This is a genomic window from Candidatus Photobacterium acropomis (assembly GCF_030685555.1).
Taxonomy (GTDB): domain Bacteria; phylum Pseudomonadota; class Gammaproteobacteria; order Enterobacterales; family Vibrionaceae; genus Photobacterium; species Photobacterium lucens.
The window spans coordinates 2,371,419-2,388,649 of sequence record NZ_CP131609.1 but is presented as its reverse complement, the minus strand read 5'-3'; the positions used below and the strand labels follow the sequence as shown (position 1 = coordinate 2,388,649).

Genomic DNA, 17,231 nt, shown 5'->3' with positions numbered 1-17,231 from the left:
GGCGATATTCATTAAGATGATTATCGCCGAAGGTTGTTCTAGAACAGCTTATGAATAGTGCTCAATTTCTGTGGGGCTTGATGAATAAAATGATTCACCCATACTTCTATATCTGACCAATTAAACCACGCTGGGCTAAATTTAAAATGATGCCAGTTACTCAAAATATGCAGCGTTTTGTGGTAGGACGGGGCAGTGGAAAAGAGTAAGACGATAGCAACAATTTGCGCCAAACTAATCAGAGGGTTAGCAAATGAGAAAGGCTTTAAAGCAGTGCCGAAGGATTTCTTTAAACGCTGGTTGGATAAATCCACACTGTAAATTTCATCAAGCATTAGATGAACTAAGCCCCCAAATAGAACAAAACCACCGGTAAGCCAGCTAGTCTCCGCAGTATGACCAATAATAGAGCTCACATGTACACAGCACAGAGAGATCAGTAATACAAAGGCAATGGAATGGCAGCAGCCGCGGTGAACGGTACGACGCTCAAATACTGCTTTGCCCATGTAACGAATAGTAATGAATAAAGCTGCGGTATAAAGCAGCAGTTCTAGCATAGTGACTTGGGTATAAATATGACTGATCAAGATGAAACAACAAAAGCCAGCCAAAATATTAAATAAGGCTTTCATTGATGTGGAGTGATCTGAGTCGATGTCAGGCAATAAGCCACCAATGGTGCCTAGAAAGGTCATCCATATCGCCATTGAAGGCGTAATGTGATCAGCCGAAAGAAAGGCGGTGGCGGTTAAACCACTAGCAACGGCTGCAACACTGAAATGAGTAGAAAAGTTTGCCAAGGAAGAAGAGTCCAACTGGGTATTTATACAGTTGTATTTATCATTTTTCGGTCATAATTTTCAACCAATATCACATTTTTAGTATGTAATTGATGTTTTTTCGGATAAATAACCATCGAACACGAGCAGTTGTCTGTCTTTATAGAAATAGAGTGGGAAATGGCGTGTCTCTACATCCAAACAATGTATCCAAGAAAAAGCCTTGCTTGAATGTATGCAATTCAAGCAAGGCTTTATTATGGGTATAAAGTGAAGTATCAGTTAGCCAGCTATAAGGGCTGAGATAATACCGATCAAACCACCAAAAACACCGCCCCAAATCACTAGCCAACCTAAATGCTCGCTGATCATTTTTTGGACCATTTCTTTCACCATTTTAGGTGTTAGTTCGTTTAGGCGTTGATCGATGATCTCTTCAATGGTGCCTTCAATATCATGCAGAGATTCTGGTGCTGCGAGTTGATCTTTGAGTGCCGCTTTGAAGTTATCTTGTTGGCTAATATCTGTCACAGCACTTTGCATTTTTTCAATGAAGGGTTCACGTAACGGTTGTAAGGCTTCTGCACCACCCATCATTGTAAGCATGCCACCAAACTGTGAATTCATGATCACATCTAATAGTGAATCATACGCTGGGGCAAAATCGATTTTTTCAATCACAGGTTGAAGGTTTAAGTTCGTTGCGCCAGCCATCTCTTTGTTAAGAAAACGACTGATGTTTTCTTGGGTGAAGAACTGCTCCATCATCAGGTTTTTAATAGCAGATTTAAACTCTTCAAAACGTGCGGGAATAACACCTGAGCCGTATAAGCCAGGCACTTTCTCAAATAGCATATGGATAGCTAACCAGTTGGTTAAAGCACCAGAGAAAGCGAATAGACCACAGTACAAGATCACTTGTTGGTTTGTAATATAACCAATGAGCAGCAAAATCAGTGAAATAAGGTTGGTGAGGAAACTTTTGTTATTCATAGCAGGTTTGTTCTCAGTGTGGATCACACAGAATATGTTTTAAAAAGAGGTAAGCCCAAGATATGGCTAATTGGGCGAGATTCTAGCAATTGAAGTGGGGGAATACTACCGTTTGTCGGTCAAGATAATAGTGCAATAGCAATTGGTTACTATTGAGTGCTGTATATATCACCAGCAATGAATTTAAACCTGATCCGGTACTTGCTATACTCGCCCATTCACTTTTCTACCATCATGTGGTGCATGTCATGACAAGCTTTACTGCTGAACAAACGGCTTTTATCAATCACCAAACTGGCAATGCACTTTGTGTTGCGGGGGCGGGGACAGGTAAAACCACCACCTTGGTAGGATTAGTTGAAAATAAATTAACCACAATTGCACCACAGAATATGTTGGTGCTGATGTTCAACCGTGATATTCGCACTGATTTTAAAGCTAAACTTGAGCGCAATGGCATTGGTGCCAATGTCCCAGTACATACTTTTCATAGCTTTTGTTATCAGTTATTACGCCAGTCTGGTTATTTGGCTGAAACGGGCTATCAGGTTGATTTTAATAATGGGGATAGTGATAAGGCGATTGCAAAACAATTGCTGCGTCAAATGGCTGCGAACGAAAAGTCTTACCAAAAACAGCAGACGTTTAAAGATCCTCGCACTATTGAATTATTGATGAGCTTCATTGGCTTGGTGAAAGCGCATATGCTGCCACCGAAAGAAGTGTTTGAATTGTCTGATATCAGTGATGAATACCATTTCATTATTGAAGCCTATTGGAATTTTGAAACCATTCGTAAAGAGCGTAAGCAGTTGTTCTTTGATGATTGGTTGGTGGAAACCGTTAATGTACTTAGCAACAATGACGCTTTACGTGCCCACTATCATCAGCAGATTCAGTTTATGGTGGTTGATGAGTTTCAAGATATTAATACCGCACAATACCGTTTATTAAAGCTGTTATTAGGCCCTCAAGCACAGCTTGTTGCTGTTGGCGATGTGGATCAGTGTATCTACAAATGGCGTGGTAGTGCGCCGCAGTTTATGCTTAATTTTGAGCAAGATTTTGCGCCAGCGAAAACCTATAGTTTGTCGCATACTTTCCGTTTTGGTCATAGTCTAGCACTCGCTGCGAGTCATTTAATTGCCAATAACAAACAACGTTTCCATGATTTTCAGACCATTTCTCATCAGTCTGTGAATGATACCCCTGTTGAGGTGATCGGCACCGCCCGTCAAGTAGGGGAAATTGCCCAATCCATTGCTGAATTTATTGAGCAAGGTGGTGATGCTTCTGATGTGGCGATTTTGGTTCGTCGCTGGTCACAAACCATGTTATTTGAATTGGCGTTCTTAACTAAGAATATTCCGTTTTATATGCCTGTGGGCTCGGTGCTTTCTAATAGCCGAGAAGTAAAGTTGCTGATGGATGTAATGCGTTTTGCAACGGGACGCTATAACCAATTACAGCCGTTTGAAAAAGCGGCATTAGTGTTTAACTTAATGTCGTTTCCTCACTGTTATGTGCCGAATGCTAATTTACGTCCATTGTGTGATGAGCTGGCGAATACCCCCATAGAACAGTGGTTAAACGTGGTAAGCAAAACAGAGAAGGTACAACCCAATTTAAATCTTGATAACTTTACAGCACGCGTCGAATTATTGATGACGCTACGCCGCAAAGGTAGCTTTAAAGCGTTAGATGTTTACCGTCAATATCGTCGTGATAGCGAGTTGGATAATTGGATTTGGAAAACTGAAGCGACAGCATCTGAGATCGAAGAAGCCGTTGAAAGGTTAGATAGTGTCGAGACTGTGCTAGCCTCTATGGATCAAGCGTGTGAAAAGGCGTTGAATTACTTTGAGTACTATACCCAACGCTCTGATTCATTACGCCAAACAGAAGCCTCAATGTCACAGGTACAATTAACTACCATCTTTAGGGCGAAAGGTTGTGAATATAGTCAAGTGTATTTGCCTTATTGGGATAAAGACGCCTTTCCATATGTTAATCGTTCGTCGGTTGGGATTGCTGCTGATACTGAAGAAGAACGTCGCTTAGCGTATGTTGCCATCACACGCGCAAAACACAGCGCTAAGATCTACTACTCGGTAGAGAATACTAAGAAAGAGAGTTATATCCGCAAAGATAAAAATGCTAGCCAATTTATTCTTGAAGCAAAAGCGCCATTAGCGCAAGAAATTGGTCCATTGTTGTATCAAGAGGGTAATGAGCTGCCTTATCACAAATCCCCGATCGTACAGGGCTACTACACCCGTTTAGGTCGTATTGATCACATGCAATCAGCACCAGAGCCGGTAGAAATTGTATTACCTGCATCAGGGCGAGATGGAAACATTGCTTACAGTTATTTATGGGCGGTTGAGCAACCGTTACCTGAGAATGCAGAAAAGCTGATCCGCAGTATGGTAAAAAACAAAACAGCGAAATATTTAGAAACAGAATTGAATAGAATATTACGTGATTTAAAGAAAGCGGATATCACAAAAGAGAAAGTGTTAGTAAATCGACTTATTGTAATAGCGAAAGCAAAGGCTAGAAGATATAGCTAATAAACGTTAAGCCGATTTATTGAGATAATTAATATTAATCATGGCTTGGGCTAGGTTTATTTCCTACGTTTTGTGACATTGCAAAATCGAGACGATTTTTTAATGCTTGCTGTTTTTTCTTTTGGTTTTTTTTATTCATTATAGATGCGAGCAATTGTTTAATCATAAATTATCCTCATCTCTGTTTTTAACAATAATATAACAAAAAAGTCATCACCGTTAGTTACAGAGTAGTGCGACGAGTGTCATTTATTTCTTATAATTATAGATATGATGCCTAATAAGTATTTTTGTACTAAAAATGATGACTCATTATTAAGACATAACAATTAAACAGAGTTAAATATCTTTTAATTGGTGGTTTAAAGGTTAAAAATCTTAATGATGACTAAATTTAAAATATTCTATCTTTTTGTTTAATTTCTTTTAAATCAATCGCTTGCTGGTTTTTGATTTGCTTGTCTATTGATTGTTAATTTATAAATTATTGTTTAATCAATCAATATCAATAATATTACAGTGTTCATATCTCATAAATAATTATATGAATAGCTACGTGACGATAATGAACGATTAGTCTATCGAGTGGCGTTGTTCACGATTATAACGTGCTTCACGCTGACCGAGGTTTTGCTGAATAACAAATTCAAGACGCGTTCTTAATTGTTGGGATTTATTGATTTGGCGTTTATGAAATACATTATTAAGAAATTGCTTTAACATTCTGTAACCTTTTAACTCATTAGAATTTATCGTTAAATAAATTCAGACAATAATTAAATAACATCGTATTGAGCGTTCCTTTATGCTCCATAACATACCAAGTAATACTGAACCTAAGTTGTATCAACGTCCTGCAATAAACAAAGTAAGTATTTTAGTCCTAGTGATATAAAGGATGTTAAGAATGGTGTTGCAACTGAGAAGGGACTCAGTGGAGGTGATTTTATTGAACGGTAAAAATAATGTCAAAAGAAAAAGTGCATCATAATATTACGTTATTTGATGCACTTTTCTGAATTGATTACTTGTTTTGCCATTTATCGACAACTAATGCGGCAATTAAATCACCTTCAACATTCACGGCTGTTCTGAAGGTATCTAATGGGCGCTCAATCACCAGTAGAATGGCAATCGCTTCTAAAGGGATACCGACAGCGAGCATGACTAACTGCATACCTGACATTGATCCTGATGGCATACCTGGGGCACCAACAGAAGAAACCATTGCCATGATAAAGATCATGATCAAACCGCCTGTGCCTAAATCGATGCCGTAAAGCTGAGCTAGGAAGATAGCTGCTACGCCTTCAAATAGCGCGGTACCATCCATATTCATAATAGAGCCTAACGGCAATACCATACTGCTGGTGGATTGTGAAATCTTCAGCTCTTCTTCTGCTGTTTGCATAGAAAGAGGCAGTGTTGCCGAACTTGATGATGTTGCAAATGCCATCGCCATTGGTGCAGACAGCGCTTTAAACAAGTCTTTGAACTTAATACCCGTCACCACTTTTGCAATGATAGGTAAAACAAAACCACCATGAATAAAGGTTAGGGTAAATACCAGTAACGCAAAGCGGGCAAGCTCACCAAAAATGGCATTACCGCTTTGTAGGGTAAATTGGAAAACAATCGCAAAAACAGCCAGTGGTGCTAGCTTGATGATCCACGATACCACACGGTTAACAGCACTGTTTATACCATCTATAACTTCAAATACAGGGTGTTTCTCTGGCAAACTTGCTAGCAGTGCAATACCCAGTAACAGTGCAAATACGACAATCGCTAATAAGTTAGTTGTTGCTAAGGCTTGGAAAGGGTTTACCAATGCCATGTTAAAGAGCTTTTCAACAATCGCGCCACCAGAAGCCGACGTTTGATCAATTAATTGAACATGATCACCAACATGAACTTTTGAGGTATCAACTAATTGTGGCCACTTTGGCAGTGACAGTGAAACACCTAGGGCTAATGCAATAGCAAGTGTTGAGGTAAAGGCATAAAACGAAACTGTTTTTAGACCCAATGCTTTTAATTTAATGGTAGAGCCAATGCTAGTGATACCACGCAGTAATGAAAACAGCACTACGGCACCAACAAGCATTTTAAGTAAACCAATATAAGTGGTTTTTAATAGCATAAGGAGCTTGAATGTTGTGCTTGTTTCAAACTCTGACGATAGTGGTAGCAGTGTTGCTAACGCCCATGCTAACAAGCCAGCTATAAGTAGCTGAAAGGGTAGTGATTTTAATAAACGGCGATGCATGAGAATCTCTTGTAACGTTCGTTGAGAATAAAAATTAAAAAATATAATAGTTAGAGTAGTTATAGCTAAGTAACCTCAAGGTGCAGTGTGGAGCTTGTTGTCATGGTTAACACTGACGATTGAAATCACTTGGATATAACTTCTTTGTATAAGAAAAAACGCTCTGACACTAAGTACCAGAGCGTGGCAAATGCCAATTCTCAATTAACGATAAGTTTGTTGTCTTTACGACTGACTGAAAAAATTCGGTTTAGTATGACTTTCGTTAAAAGAGGAAGTGCTGATCCGTAGCTGGTTTTGAACAAAGGTGTGAGATAAAAATCTCGCCTGTCTTCGTAACAGGCAGTCGTTACGAAGACAGGATGTTGCTTAAATAAGAGGCAAATTACTTATCAAAGTGAATGATAGTACGGATGCTCTTACCTTCGTGAAGCAGATCGAATGCTTCGTTGATCTTGTCTAGACCCATGTTGAATGAGATGAAGTCATCTAACTGGAACTCACCCGCCATGTAACGATCTACGATACCTGGAAGCTCTGAACGGCCTTTAACACCACCGAATGCAGAACCACGCCATACGCGACCCGTTACTAGTTGGAATGGACGAGTAGAGATCTCTTGACCTGCACCTGCAACACCGATGATTACAGACTCACCCCAGCCTTTGTGACAACACTCAAGTGCAGAACGCATCACGTTTACGTTACCGATACATTCGAATGAGTAGTCAACACCACCGTCAGTCATCTCAACGATCACTTCTTGGATAGGCTTGTCGAACTTAGTAGGGTTAACACAATCAGTTGCACCTAGTTTACGAGCAAGGTCGAACTTGTCTTCGTTGATGTCGATAGCAATGATGCGGCTTGCTTTAGCCATTGTTGCACCAATGATAGCTGCTAGACCGATACCACCTAGGCCGAATACAGCAACAGTGCTACCTTCTTCAACTTTAGCCGTGTTTAGTACCGCACCCATACCTGTAGTTACACCACAACCTAGTAGACATACTTCTTCTAATGGTGCTTCTTTGTTGATTTTCGCTAGCGAAATCTCAGGAAGAACAGTGTACTCAGAGAAAGTTGAACAACCCATGTAGTGGAAGATAGGTTGACCATCTTTGTAGAAGCGTGTTGTGCCGTCTGGCATTAGGCCTTTACCTTGTGTCTCACGGATAGCTTGACATAGGTTTGTTTTACCAGACTTACAGTATTTACACTCACCACATTCTGCAGTGTAAAGTGGGATAACGTGGTCACCAACTTCTAGACCAGTTACACCTTCACCAACCATTTCAACAATACCGCCACCTTCGTGACCAAGGATTGCAGGGAAGATACCTTCTGGATCGTCGCCAGATAGGGTGAATGCGTCAGTGTGACAAACACCAGTAGCAACGATGCGAACTAGTACCTCACCTTTACGAGGAAGCATTACATCTACTTCTTCGATAGAAAGAGGTTGTTTAGGACCCCATGCAATTGCTGCTTTTGATTTGATAAATTTATCAGTCATTTTTCATTCACTCCGTTAAGCCAACTTTATGGCGATTTTCTTGTTCGTGTCGACATGAAAAGTTATCTCTCCATGTCGTCTTGATGGCACCATTATATTTATTTCTTACCTATTGATAATCCCATCAAATGGAAAATTATTATTACTTAATGGTAATAATTGCGAATTATTTCTTGATCTATAAGCATAAAAAAACGGTGTCTACCTATGATAGAACACCTATAGGCTAGTGTAGTTTATGATAATAAGGAATGCTTGATTATTGCTTTATTTATTTTAACTGATTGATATTTAATTGTATTTGTTGTTTTTATTATTCTGATGTTTTGATTTCGTTTGATGTGGTGGAATCGTTTATTGGTATTTGAAAGGAGAAGTAAATAATAGTGTATTGAAGCAAAACTAAACGTTTAGATTTCACATCATCTAATATAAAATTTTTTGCTTTCGTAGATGCAAATAATCGCTTGTTACATAAGTTGGACATCAGTTGGGGCAATCTTTCATGCGTGACTCTACCATTATACGCAGATGAGAAACTGATTTTTTATGCATTCTGAACTGCATGAAGACCTTTTTCTTATTCAGTCCCTAAGATGCTTTGGAAGCAGGAAAATAACGAGGTGAGATAATTTTGCAGTTTACGAAGGCTTAGTATCGAAAAAAGCCCGAATCCTAGCGGTAAGATTCGGGCTTAAAACGTTATTGGATTTGTTTTATTGATTATGCGTCTTTATGGTTTTGAGCATAAACGTGAGCTGCGATAGCGTCCATTAGTGCTGGAGATAGGCAATCGTAAGGATTTAGACCTAGCTCTTTAAGGCGAGAACGGATAGCAGTCATATCTTTAGGATCTGTGCCTGTTTCAATGATTGAAGAAACAAAAGCAGCAAACTCAGGAGCAGACCAACCTTCGTCAGTAGAAAGCTCAGTGTGAACAAAGTCTAAACCATAGAATGGGTGGTTAGTATCTTCGATACGACCGTACATATGTACACCACACTCTTTACATGCATGACGTTTGATTACTGCATTTTCATCAACAACCACTAACTTATCGGCGTTAGCAATAACTTCTACATTGTCACGAGAGATAACAGCGATTTGAGAGAAAATTGCACCTTCAGGTTTCCAACACTTAGAACAACCACAAGCATGGTTATGTGCTGTTTGACCTGCAAGTTTTACGCGAACTGTATTGCTTTCACATTTACAGTTTAATACGCCACCAGCAAAGTTTTCTTTAGTTGGTTTAAAACCATTATCAATGGATGGATGTAATTTAATAGTCATATTAGTATTCTTAATTATTTGTAGGGTATTATTTATTTTATATTAATTATTCAACTAACTATGTTTAATTAGAGAATAAAAGTATTTTAAATTGTTAACGCTATTAAACAATAAGCATTCCAGTAAATGATTATTACTGTTTTGAAATAATGAAATTAATTATTACTTGTTTTGCTGTGCAATATGGGTAGCGATAGCATCCATTAGATCTGGAGATAAGCAATCGTAAGATTCCATACCTAATTCTTCAATGCGAGCACGAATAGCTGCCATGTCTTTCAATTCAGTGCCAGTCTCAATGATTGAAGAAACAAAGGCGGCAAATGTTGGTGCAGACCAGCCTTGTGTTGGTGATAGCTCAGTATGCACAAAGTCTAAGCCATAGAAAGGGTGGTTTGTGTCTTTGATACGGCCGTACATGTGTACACCACAGTCTTTACATGCATAACGCTTGATCACTGTTGCATCATCAATAATCGCTAATTTATCAGCATTAGCGGTTACGTTTAATTTGTCACGAGGAATAACCGCCACTTGTGAAAATAAAGCACCGTTAGGCTTCCAACATTTAGAGCAACCACAAATATGATTATGTGCTGTTTGTGATTCTAAATTAACAACGACTTTATTATGTCGACAATGGCATTGTAATTTACCACCATTTAATGTGTTATTTGTTGGGTTAAGACCATGATTAACAGCAGGGTGAATATTAATAATAGTCGGCTTGTTTTTAGGTTTAAAAAATTTAGCAAATAGATTTAGCATTATTATACTTATTTAATTTAGATGTGCAGATTCACTATTAATAAAAATAGTAGGATTTTAGATATTTATATTTTAAATCAGAGAGATTAATAACGGTCAATATAGTCGTAATATTGACCGTTATAGTTGAAAGGCAATGTACAGATTAAATGCCGTTTGGCTTAAATACCGCTTTAAGACGTTTAGCAATCATTAAACGTGAAACAGTGAACATACCAGTAACTGTACGCTGGTGTAGGCGGAAGATCGTATCGTATAAGCGACGGATTAAACGACCTTGCAGTACCATTTTACCTTCCATCTTTGAGCCTGGAGCAAACGAACCGACTGCAAAGTGGTGACCTACTGCTACAACCATACCGCTGTCTTTAAATTCAAAGTCAGTTAATGGTTTACCACGTAGCATACCGCCTAAGCTTTTCGCTAGGTGTACTGCTGCACGGTTTGCTGCTTGTGCTTTAGGTGGAACAAAGCTGCCATCCGCTTGTGGGATAGATGCACAGTCACCGAGTGCAAAAATGCTGTCGTCAACGGTTGTTGTTAAGTTCGCATTTACTTGAATTTGGTTCATACGGTTGTAGCTTAAGCCACCAATACCGTTTAGCCAATCTGGTGCTTTAACACCTGCTGCCCAGAATTGAACATCAGCATCCAGTTCGCGGTTATCAACAGTTAGCATACCTTTGTCTGTTACTTCACGAATACGTGTGTCCAAAAGCACGTTCACGTTATTACGCTCTAGCTCTTTGAGTACTTTTTCAGACATTTTTTCAGGGCTATTAGGTAATACGCGAGTAGCAGCTTCAATCAAGTTGATATGAAGCGGTGCACCATTGTAGCGTTGTAGTTTTTGGCTTACACGTGCTAGCTCTGCCGCAAGCTCAACACCTGTAGCACCAGCACCAACAATGTTTACTGTACGATCTTCGCTTGCACGAAGAATTTGACTTACTTGGTGCCATGCCTGACGCGCTTGGCTTGCAGAATCTAAGAATAAACAATGATCTTTAGCACCTGTGGTATTAAAGTCATTACTTACCGCACCGATTGCAATGATAAGGTAATCGTATTTTATTGCCGCTTCAGTGCCGTCTGGACGACGTACTGATAGCATCTTGTTTTCACGATCAACATCTGTCATAGCTGCTTGATAGTGTTGATAGCCGTGGCGTGCGCCATGGGTGAAATAACAAACTGTATCAAGATCGCTATCAAAAGTACCTGCTGCGATTTCGTGTAGACGTGGTTTCCAGAAGTGGTGTGTTTCTGGTTCTACAAGAATGATTTCATCTTCTTTACGTACGGTTTTTCCTAATAGAGTCGATAACTCTAAACCTGCGGCACCGCCACCTACAATAACGATTCGTGACATACGAATTCCTCAAAAGGCACCCTGGACTTCATTCCTCAGGGGATGGTTCTTACCATCGTTAAATCAATGAGCTAATCCGTTGCTACTCGTTTAATTTTTGGGGTATACCTATATGGAATGGTATGCCCTATCATTTGTGAGATGAATTTCTTTGATATAAGACAATTAAATTCATCAAAATTCAAGTTTTGTGAGCCAAAGCGTCATTTTTTTTAAACAAACTAACTTTGCTGTGATGGTGCTTAGTATATTTATTTCTTATGAATTGATAATACCCATAAATCATAAATAACCTTTACTAATTGGTAATAATAAAATGTCTTTTGGGAATATCGTGATATTTAGTTGGGTTGGTTTTCTATTGTTATAGCTGTAGTGAATATCAAAAGTGATCGTACTAAATCATCAAATATGATTAAAAAACAAAAGGATAAAGAGATATTAAAGGTTATTGATATACATCATACAAATCAGTGCTTTTGAGCGTAACATACAGCGATAATAGTAGTGGAAAGGTGCTACTAGTCGATGTTATGTCATTGGAAGGCTTTACTATGTTTAAAAAATCTCAGTTATTTCTTCAATCATTACTGTTACTTGGAGCTGTAGCGGCAGTGCCAGCTCATGGGGCAGAGCTAGAATCGATGATCCCAGCGAAACTAACGGGGAAATTAAATTATGCGACACTTAATTATTGGTTAGTTACCCCTGAAGGGAACAGCTTTGAATTACGTATTAATGAAAATAACGAGCCTTTTATTATGGATAAGGTGGGGCAAGAGATCACATTAAAAGGGGCGATATTAACTTACACCGATAAAAGTCAGTATTTTCAGCCTAAGTTTGATCAAGCGCCACAAGCCAAACCATTAAAATTTACCAAAAGTACTGGAGATGGTACTGCGAGTTTATATTTAGATGATAACGAAATTTATGCATCGGACGAGTACGGCAATCTAGGCGTTGAAAAAGAGTTTCCTATCGCTGATGGCAAGGTGAGTTTGATTTGGTTATCGACAGGCGGCACAGCTTGTCCTGCCATGTTCATGTACGTTGTGGCAAGGCAAGATTCACTCCCTTTGATCACAACAGAGTTTGGGAATTGCAGTGATATGCCAACAATTACCAATAATAAAGACGATATCACAGTCGCTTTGCCGGGTAACCCTGCCCAGACTTGGGTATTTGATCTCAATAACTTTAAGTTAAGTGAAAAGCAATAAGTTGATATATACCCAAGCATCTTGAAGTTACTTAGGTATGAAAACATCAATAAGAAAGGAGCCTTACGGCTCCTTTTTATGGTTTATGAGTTGCAAAGCTCATAAGGAGAAAATGAATAATTATTTCTCTGTTACATGAATAGCAGCTTTCAAATCTTCAGGATGAAGATCGGCTTGGTCAAACTCTTGTGAGGCTGGCATACGTAAGTGGAAATCTTTAAACACTTCAACTTCAACTTCGCCTTCAGTCAAAATGAAATCACTCACGTGACCACCTTGAGTACGATCATCACTAATAAAGTGGAAGTGGAAACCCGGTACATTAATACCAATCATGTAGTCGGGGATTTTAAAACCAATCATAACCCCTGAGACGTGAGTCATTTCAGCGATAGGCTGATGTTTTACCACCTCTACCATTGGTGGGTAAGGACGATGCTGTGCTGGTACTGTACGGGTTTTTACGTATGAGAACTTACCGGTTAAACGAATCGCATTAATGGCGTTATGGGCTAATAAGTCTTGTTCTAAACACGCTTCAAACTCATTTTTACTCAGCTCAATTAAGCTTAGTTTGTCTGTTGGTGCAAAGTTAACCACAGAAGCAAACGGGGTTGTGATGTCATGATCAACAAGGTGAACATCACCTGTACTCGTCAATTGATAAACTTCATCACCCATCACAATCATCTCACCATCAAGATCATTGAAAGTACCAATACCAAAGTTACCGTGATCAAGTAATTGACCGATAGTGAAATCCCCTTGATATAAGCCAGCAATGAGCGCACTCATCATGGAGGTTTGGTAAAACGTCTTATTGTTGGTTGAGTTACTCATAAAAAGCTCCGTGATTAATCTTGTTGGCAAGGGTGTAGTTGATCAAGTAGGCGGCTGTTATCGCTGTAATCAACGTTAACGTTAACCAATACAGGGCCACTTAAACTCATTGCTTTGCGCAATACTGGTTCAATATCGTCAGCAGTGTTAATGGCTAAACCGTGTGCACCGAAGCTTTCAGCGTATTTCACAATGTCAGGCCCCATAAAGCTAACCGCACTTTCACGACCGTATTTTTTAAGTTGCTGGATTTTCACCATGTCGTAGCTGTGATCTGTCCATACAAAATGCACGATATTACATTTGTGGCGAACGGCAGTCGCAAGCTCCATGGATGAGAATAGGAAGCCGCCATCGCCAGACATTGAAATCACTTTCTCGTTTGGATGTAATAAAGAGGCAGCAATAGCCCAAGGCAGTGCGACACCTAATGTTTGCTGACCATTACTGAACAGTAAGCGACGAGGCTCAAAGCTGTGGAAGTATCGCGCCATCCATATGTAGATAGAGCCTACATCACAACACACAGTGGTATCGTCACTGACAAAGCGGCGTAGGTCGTGAACAAAGCGAAGAGGGTGAACACCATGGCGTGATGTTTTATTCGCACCCATTTGCATGATGTTTTGTAGATCATGACGAAGTAGCTGAATCTGCTGGTTATGCTCTAGTGATTCACGTTTATCAAGCTCGCTCGCAATGGAGCTAACAGAAACAGCAAGATCGCCCACCACTTCGCACACAGGGTTGTAGCTAATTTCGAGATCGGCTTGTTGGTAGCCAATATGAATAATTGGGGTATTGGCATCTTTATTCCAAAGGATCGGATCATATTCAATTGGGCTGTAACCAATGGTAATGATCAAATCAGCATTGTTTAACGCAATATCACCCGGTTGGTTTTTAAATAGACCAACACGACCTAGGAAGCAATTGTATAAATCATGTGAGATCACACCAGCTGCGGCAAAGGTGTTCACAACCGCAATAGGGGTCTGTTTTAACAATTGGCGAATAGCGTCAGCAACAAAAGGTTGGCTTGCATCCATACCCAGTAATAACACGGGATTTTTCGCGGCATTAATACGATCTGCAGCTTGGCGGATCGCTTGTGGATGTGCACCACCAAATAGAATAGGGTTCGGCTGCTGTACAGGTTGGTATGGGATACGATTTGTTAGAATGTCTTGTGGCAAGCTGACAAAACTAGCCCCTTGGGTTGGTTGCTCTGCAATACGAAATGCTTTGTGTACCACATCAGGCACTGAAGCACTGTCCATGACTTCTGCGGAGAACTTAGTGATCGGATTGAACAGTGAGCGAGTGTCCATCGATTGGTGTGTGTTGTGTGAATACATAGAAAGCGGTACAGCACCTGCTAGTGCAACAACAGGATCACCTTCACTGTTAGCGGTTGCGACACCAGTGACTAAGTTAGATGCACCAGGACCTGAGGTTGCTAAACAGATACCAGCCTTACCTGTTAAACGACCTGTTGCTGCTGCCATGAACGCGGCATTTTGTTCGTGATGACAAATAATGATTTCAGGACCGTTATCACAAACGGCATCAAAAACGGCATCAACCTTCGCACCAGGAATACCAAAGATATGGGGTACATCGTGTGCTTTTAGGGTTTCAACGACAAGTTCAGCACCAGAAATGGTTTTATCCGACATATAAGCCTCAAAATTATTGTTATTAGTTAATTAGGCTCAGGACATGCTTCGTTAATTCGAAATTTATGTGATGAGTGCCGCAATTCTAATTATTTGTCATACAAATTAAATATCTGAAATTGGAAGTTAATTTTCCAACATAGTGGCGAATGTTTCGCTGTTAAGCGTGTGACTTTAGGAGTATGGGAAGGGAACAATAAATAGACGAGCGGTAATCAATATTGTCATGTTTGTAAGACAATCAGGCTGAAATAAAAACGCCAGTCAAGGTGACTGGCGTTGATGGGGGAGCTGCTTGTGAGATTAAATCATGATACCGGCGATTAAAGCAGATAAGAAACTCACTAGGGTTGAGCCATAAAGAAGGCGTAAGCCAAAGCGTGCCACCATATTACCTTTTTCTTCATTAACCCCTTTAACAGCACCAGCAAGGATACCGATAGAGCTGAAGTTAGCGAATGACACAAGGAAGATAGAAACGATGCCAACAGTATGTGTTGATAGCTCACCCACTTGTTTTTGCAGTGATATCATTGCAACGAATTCGTTAGCAACCAGTTTGGTTGCCATAATACTACCCGCTTGTAGGGCTTCATGAGCAGGGATACCCATGATCCATGCAAATGGGTAGAAAGCGTAGCCGATAATATCTTGGAAGCTAATACCAAATGCAGCGCTGAAACCAGCATTGATCATCGAGATGAGTGCGATAAAGCCAACCAGCATCGCAGCAACAATAACCGCAACTTTAAAACCTGTAAGAATGTATTCACCCAACATTTCAAAGAAGGTTAGTTTCTCACCGCTTTCTGCCTTCATCATCTCATCGATATTCATTTCTGCTTCGTGATCATATGGGTTAATGATCGATAGGATAATGAAGGTGCTAAACATGTTTAAAAACAGTGCCGCAACAACAAATTTCGGATCGATAAGCTTCATGTAAGAACCTACGATAGACATAGATACTGTTGACATCGCCGTTGCAGCAAGGGTGTACATACGACGCTCTGACATCTTGCCAAGAATATCTTTGTAGGTAATGAAGTTTTCAGATTGACCTACCATTAACGCGCTGATGGCATTGAAGGATTCAAGTTTACCCATGCCGTTAACTTTAGAAAGTAGGAAGCCAAGTGCTTTGATAACAAGAGGAAGGAGTCGGATGTGCTGAAGGATACCAATCAATGCGGAAATAAAGACAATTGGCATTAACACGTTAAGGAAGAAGTTGAATGCATTATTATTTGCAAGATTACCGAAAACGAAGTTCGTGCCTTCTGCTGCAAAATTCAATAAACCATTAAAGCCATCGGCAAACTCTTTAACGATCCCTGTACCCATTGATGAGTTCAATAAGAAGTAGGCTAATCCCATTTCAATAATGAGTAATTGGAGAATGTATCTGAACTTAATATTTTTTCGGTTGTTACTCGCAACAAGTGCTAGGGCTGCAATAACAACTAGCCCAAAAATGAAATGTAGATAGACCATGTAGGTTTGCTCTCAGTGTGATGCTTATCAATCAATATATTTATGGTTAATCATTTCTTTCTTTCTAAAAGTGATTCAAATCTCATTTTTTAAGCTGGTGAAATTAACACCAATAAAGATGTTTCAAAGAATCACGATTGCGGCAAACGATTGCTGATCGAAAGAGCCCCGTATTTACTGAGCTGTCGTTATACGCCTAAATATTCTTATCGGCAATATGCTGAAATGGTATATGTGTGAAGTGGATCTCACTCAGTTTTTAGTTAACAGCATTAGAAATGGAATTTTTTGAATATTTATAAGATGAGGAGTGAATAATTTGAGTGTTAATTCAACACTTGTGTTTTATATGTATTTAAATTGTTATTTTTAATTGTATTTATTAAATTTGGAAAATTATTTTTGGAATAAAAAAATATCAGTTTTTGA

The 17,231-nt window shown here is 39.5% G+C and carries 14 protein-coding genes; 2 read left to right on the top strand and 12 right to left on the bottom strand.

Annotated elements, in window-relative coordinates; all coding sequences use genetic code 11:
- Window positions 1–38: 38 nt before the first annotated feature.
- Together Q7657_RS17915 and Q7657_RS17910 are read right to left on the bottom strand one after the other, a co-directional pair.
- Entirely contained in the window at window positions 39–803 is a 765-nt protein-coding gene (locus Q7657_RS17915) for a metal-dependent hydrolase (RefSeq protein ID WP_107165249.1), read from the bottom strand.
- Between the two features lie 261 nt (window positions 804–1,064).
- Window positions 1,065–1,775 (bottom strand): DUF445 domain-containing protein, encoded by a 711-nt coding sequence (locus tag Q7657_RS17910; protein WP_107165248.1) that lies wholly within the window; start codon window positions 1,773–1,775, stop codon window positions 1,065–1,067.
- A gap of 248 nt (window positions 1,776–2,023) precedes the next feature.
- Here Q7657_RS17910 and Q7657_RS17905 point away from each other — a divergent pair, with 248 nt between their 5' ends.
- Window positions 2,024–4,348 carry an ATP-dependent helicase gene (locus tag Q7657_RS17905; protein ID WP_107165247.1) on the top strand — a complete coding sequence of 775 codons (2,325 nt, stop codon included), beginning with the start codon at window positions 2,024–2,026 and terminating at the stop codon, window positions 4,346–4,348.
- Between the two features lie 34 nt (window positions 4,349–4,382).
- On the opposite strand, the gene Q7657_RS17900 is transcribed toward Q7657_RS17905, so the two are convergent.
- From Q7657_RS17900 to Q7657_RS17870, 7 genes are all read right to left on the bottom strand, one after another.
- Complete coding sequence (locus tag Q7657_RS17900; protein ID WP_258178221.1) at window positions 4,383–4,514, bottom strand: hypothetical protein; 132 nt, start codon at window positions 4,512–4,514, stop codon at window positions 4,383–4,385.
- Window positions 4,515–4,921: 407 nt separating this feature from the next.
- On the bottom strand, window positions 4,922–5,071 hold the full coding sequence (locus Q7657_RS17895; protein ID WP_164488049.1) for a hypothetical protein: 150 nt from the start codon (window positions 5,069–5,071) through the stop codon (window positions 4,922–4,924).
- Window positions 5,072–5,372: 301 nt separating this feature from the next.
- Window positions 5,373–6,617, bottom strand: coding sequence for a dicarboxylate/amino acid:cation symporter (locus tag Q7657_RS17890; RefSeq protein ID WP_107165246.1), 1,245 nt, complete (start codon window positions 6,615–6,617; stop codon window positions 5,373–5,375).
- Window positions 6,618–7,002: 385 nt separating this feature from the next.
- Window positions 7,003–8,133, bottom strand: coding sequence for an S-(hydroxymethyl)glutathione dehydrogenase/class III alcohol dehydrogenase (locus Q7657_RS17885; protein ID WP_107165245.1), 1,131 nt, complete (start codon window positions 8,131–8,133; stop codon window positions 7,003–7,005).
- 723 nt (window positions 8,134–8,856) lie between these two features.
- Window positions 8,857–9,426, bottom strand: a complete 570-nt coding sequence (gfa, locus tag Q7657_RS17880) for an S-(hydroxymethyl)glutathione synthase (RefSeq protein WP_107165244.1) — start codon at window positions 9,424–9,426, stop codon at window positions 8,857–8,859.
- 162 nt (window positions 9,427–9,588) lie between these two features.
- A complete protein-coding gene (gene gfa, locus Q7657_RS17875; protein WP_107165243.1) occupies window positions 9,589–10,194 on the bottom strand; it encodes an S-(hydroxymethyl)glutathione synthase in 606 nt (201 codons plus the stop codon).
- A 145-nt stretch (window positions 10,195–10,339) separates the two neighbouring features.
- Window positions 10,340–11,566, bottom strand: a complete 1,227-nt coding sequence (locus Q7657_RS17870) for an NAD(P)/FAD-dependent oxidoreductase (RefSeq protein ID WP_107165242.1) — start codon at window positions 11,564–11,566, stop codon at window positions 10,340–10,342.
- Between the two features lie 554 nt (window positions 11,567–12,120).
- On the opposite strand from Q7657_RS17870, the gene Q7657_RS17865 reads away from it, so the two are divergent.
- A complete protein-coding gene (locus tag Q7657_RS17865) occupies window positions 12,121–12,789 on the top strand; it encodes a hypothetical protein (RefSeq protein WP_053986760.1) in 669 nt (222 codons plus the stop codon).
- 120 nt (window positions 12,790–12,909) lie between these two features.
- Here the strand turns inward: Q7657_RS17865 and budA are convergent, their stop codons facing one another.
- The 3 genes from budA to Q7657_RS17850 all read right to left on the bottom strand — a co-directional run bounded on the left by budA (window position 12,910) and on the right by Q7657_RS17850 (window position 16,802).
- Window positions 12,910–13,629: an acetolactate decarboxylase gene (budA, locus tag Q7657_RS17860; RefSeq protein WP_023931856.1), complete on the bottom strand. Its 720-nt coding sequence runs from the start codon at window positions 13,627–13,629 to the stop codon at window positions 12,910–12,912.
- 14 nt (window positions 13,630–13,643) lie between these two features.
- On the bottom strand, window positions 13,644–15,308 hold the full coding sequence (alsS, locus tag Q7657_RS17855) for an acetolactate synthase AlsS (protein ID WP_107165241.1): 1,665 nt from the start codon (window positions 15,306–15,308) through the stop codon (window positions 13,644–13,646).
- Between the two features lie 303 nt (window positions 15,309–15,611).
- On the bottom strand, window positions 15,612–16,802 hold the full coding sequence (locus Q7657_RS17850) for a NupC/NupG family nucleoside CNT transporter (protein WP_053986757.1): 1,191 nt from the start codon (window positions 16,800–16,802) through the stop codon (window positions 15,612–15,614).
- Between the last annotated feature and the right edge of the window lie 429 nt (window positions 16,803–17,231).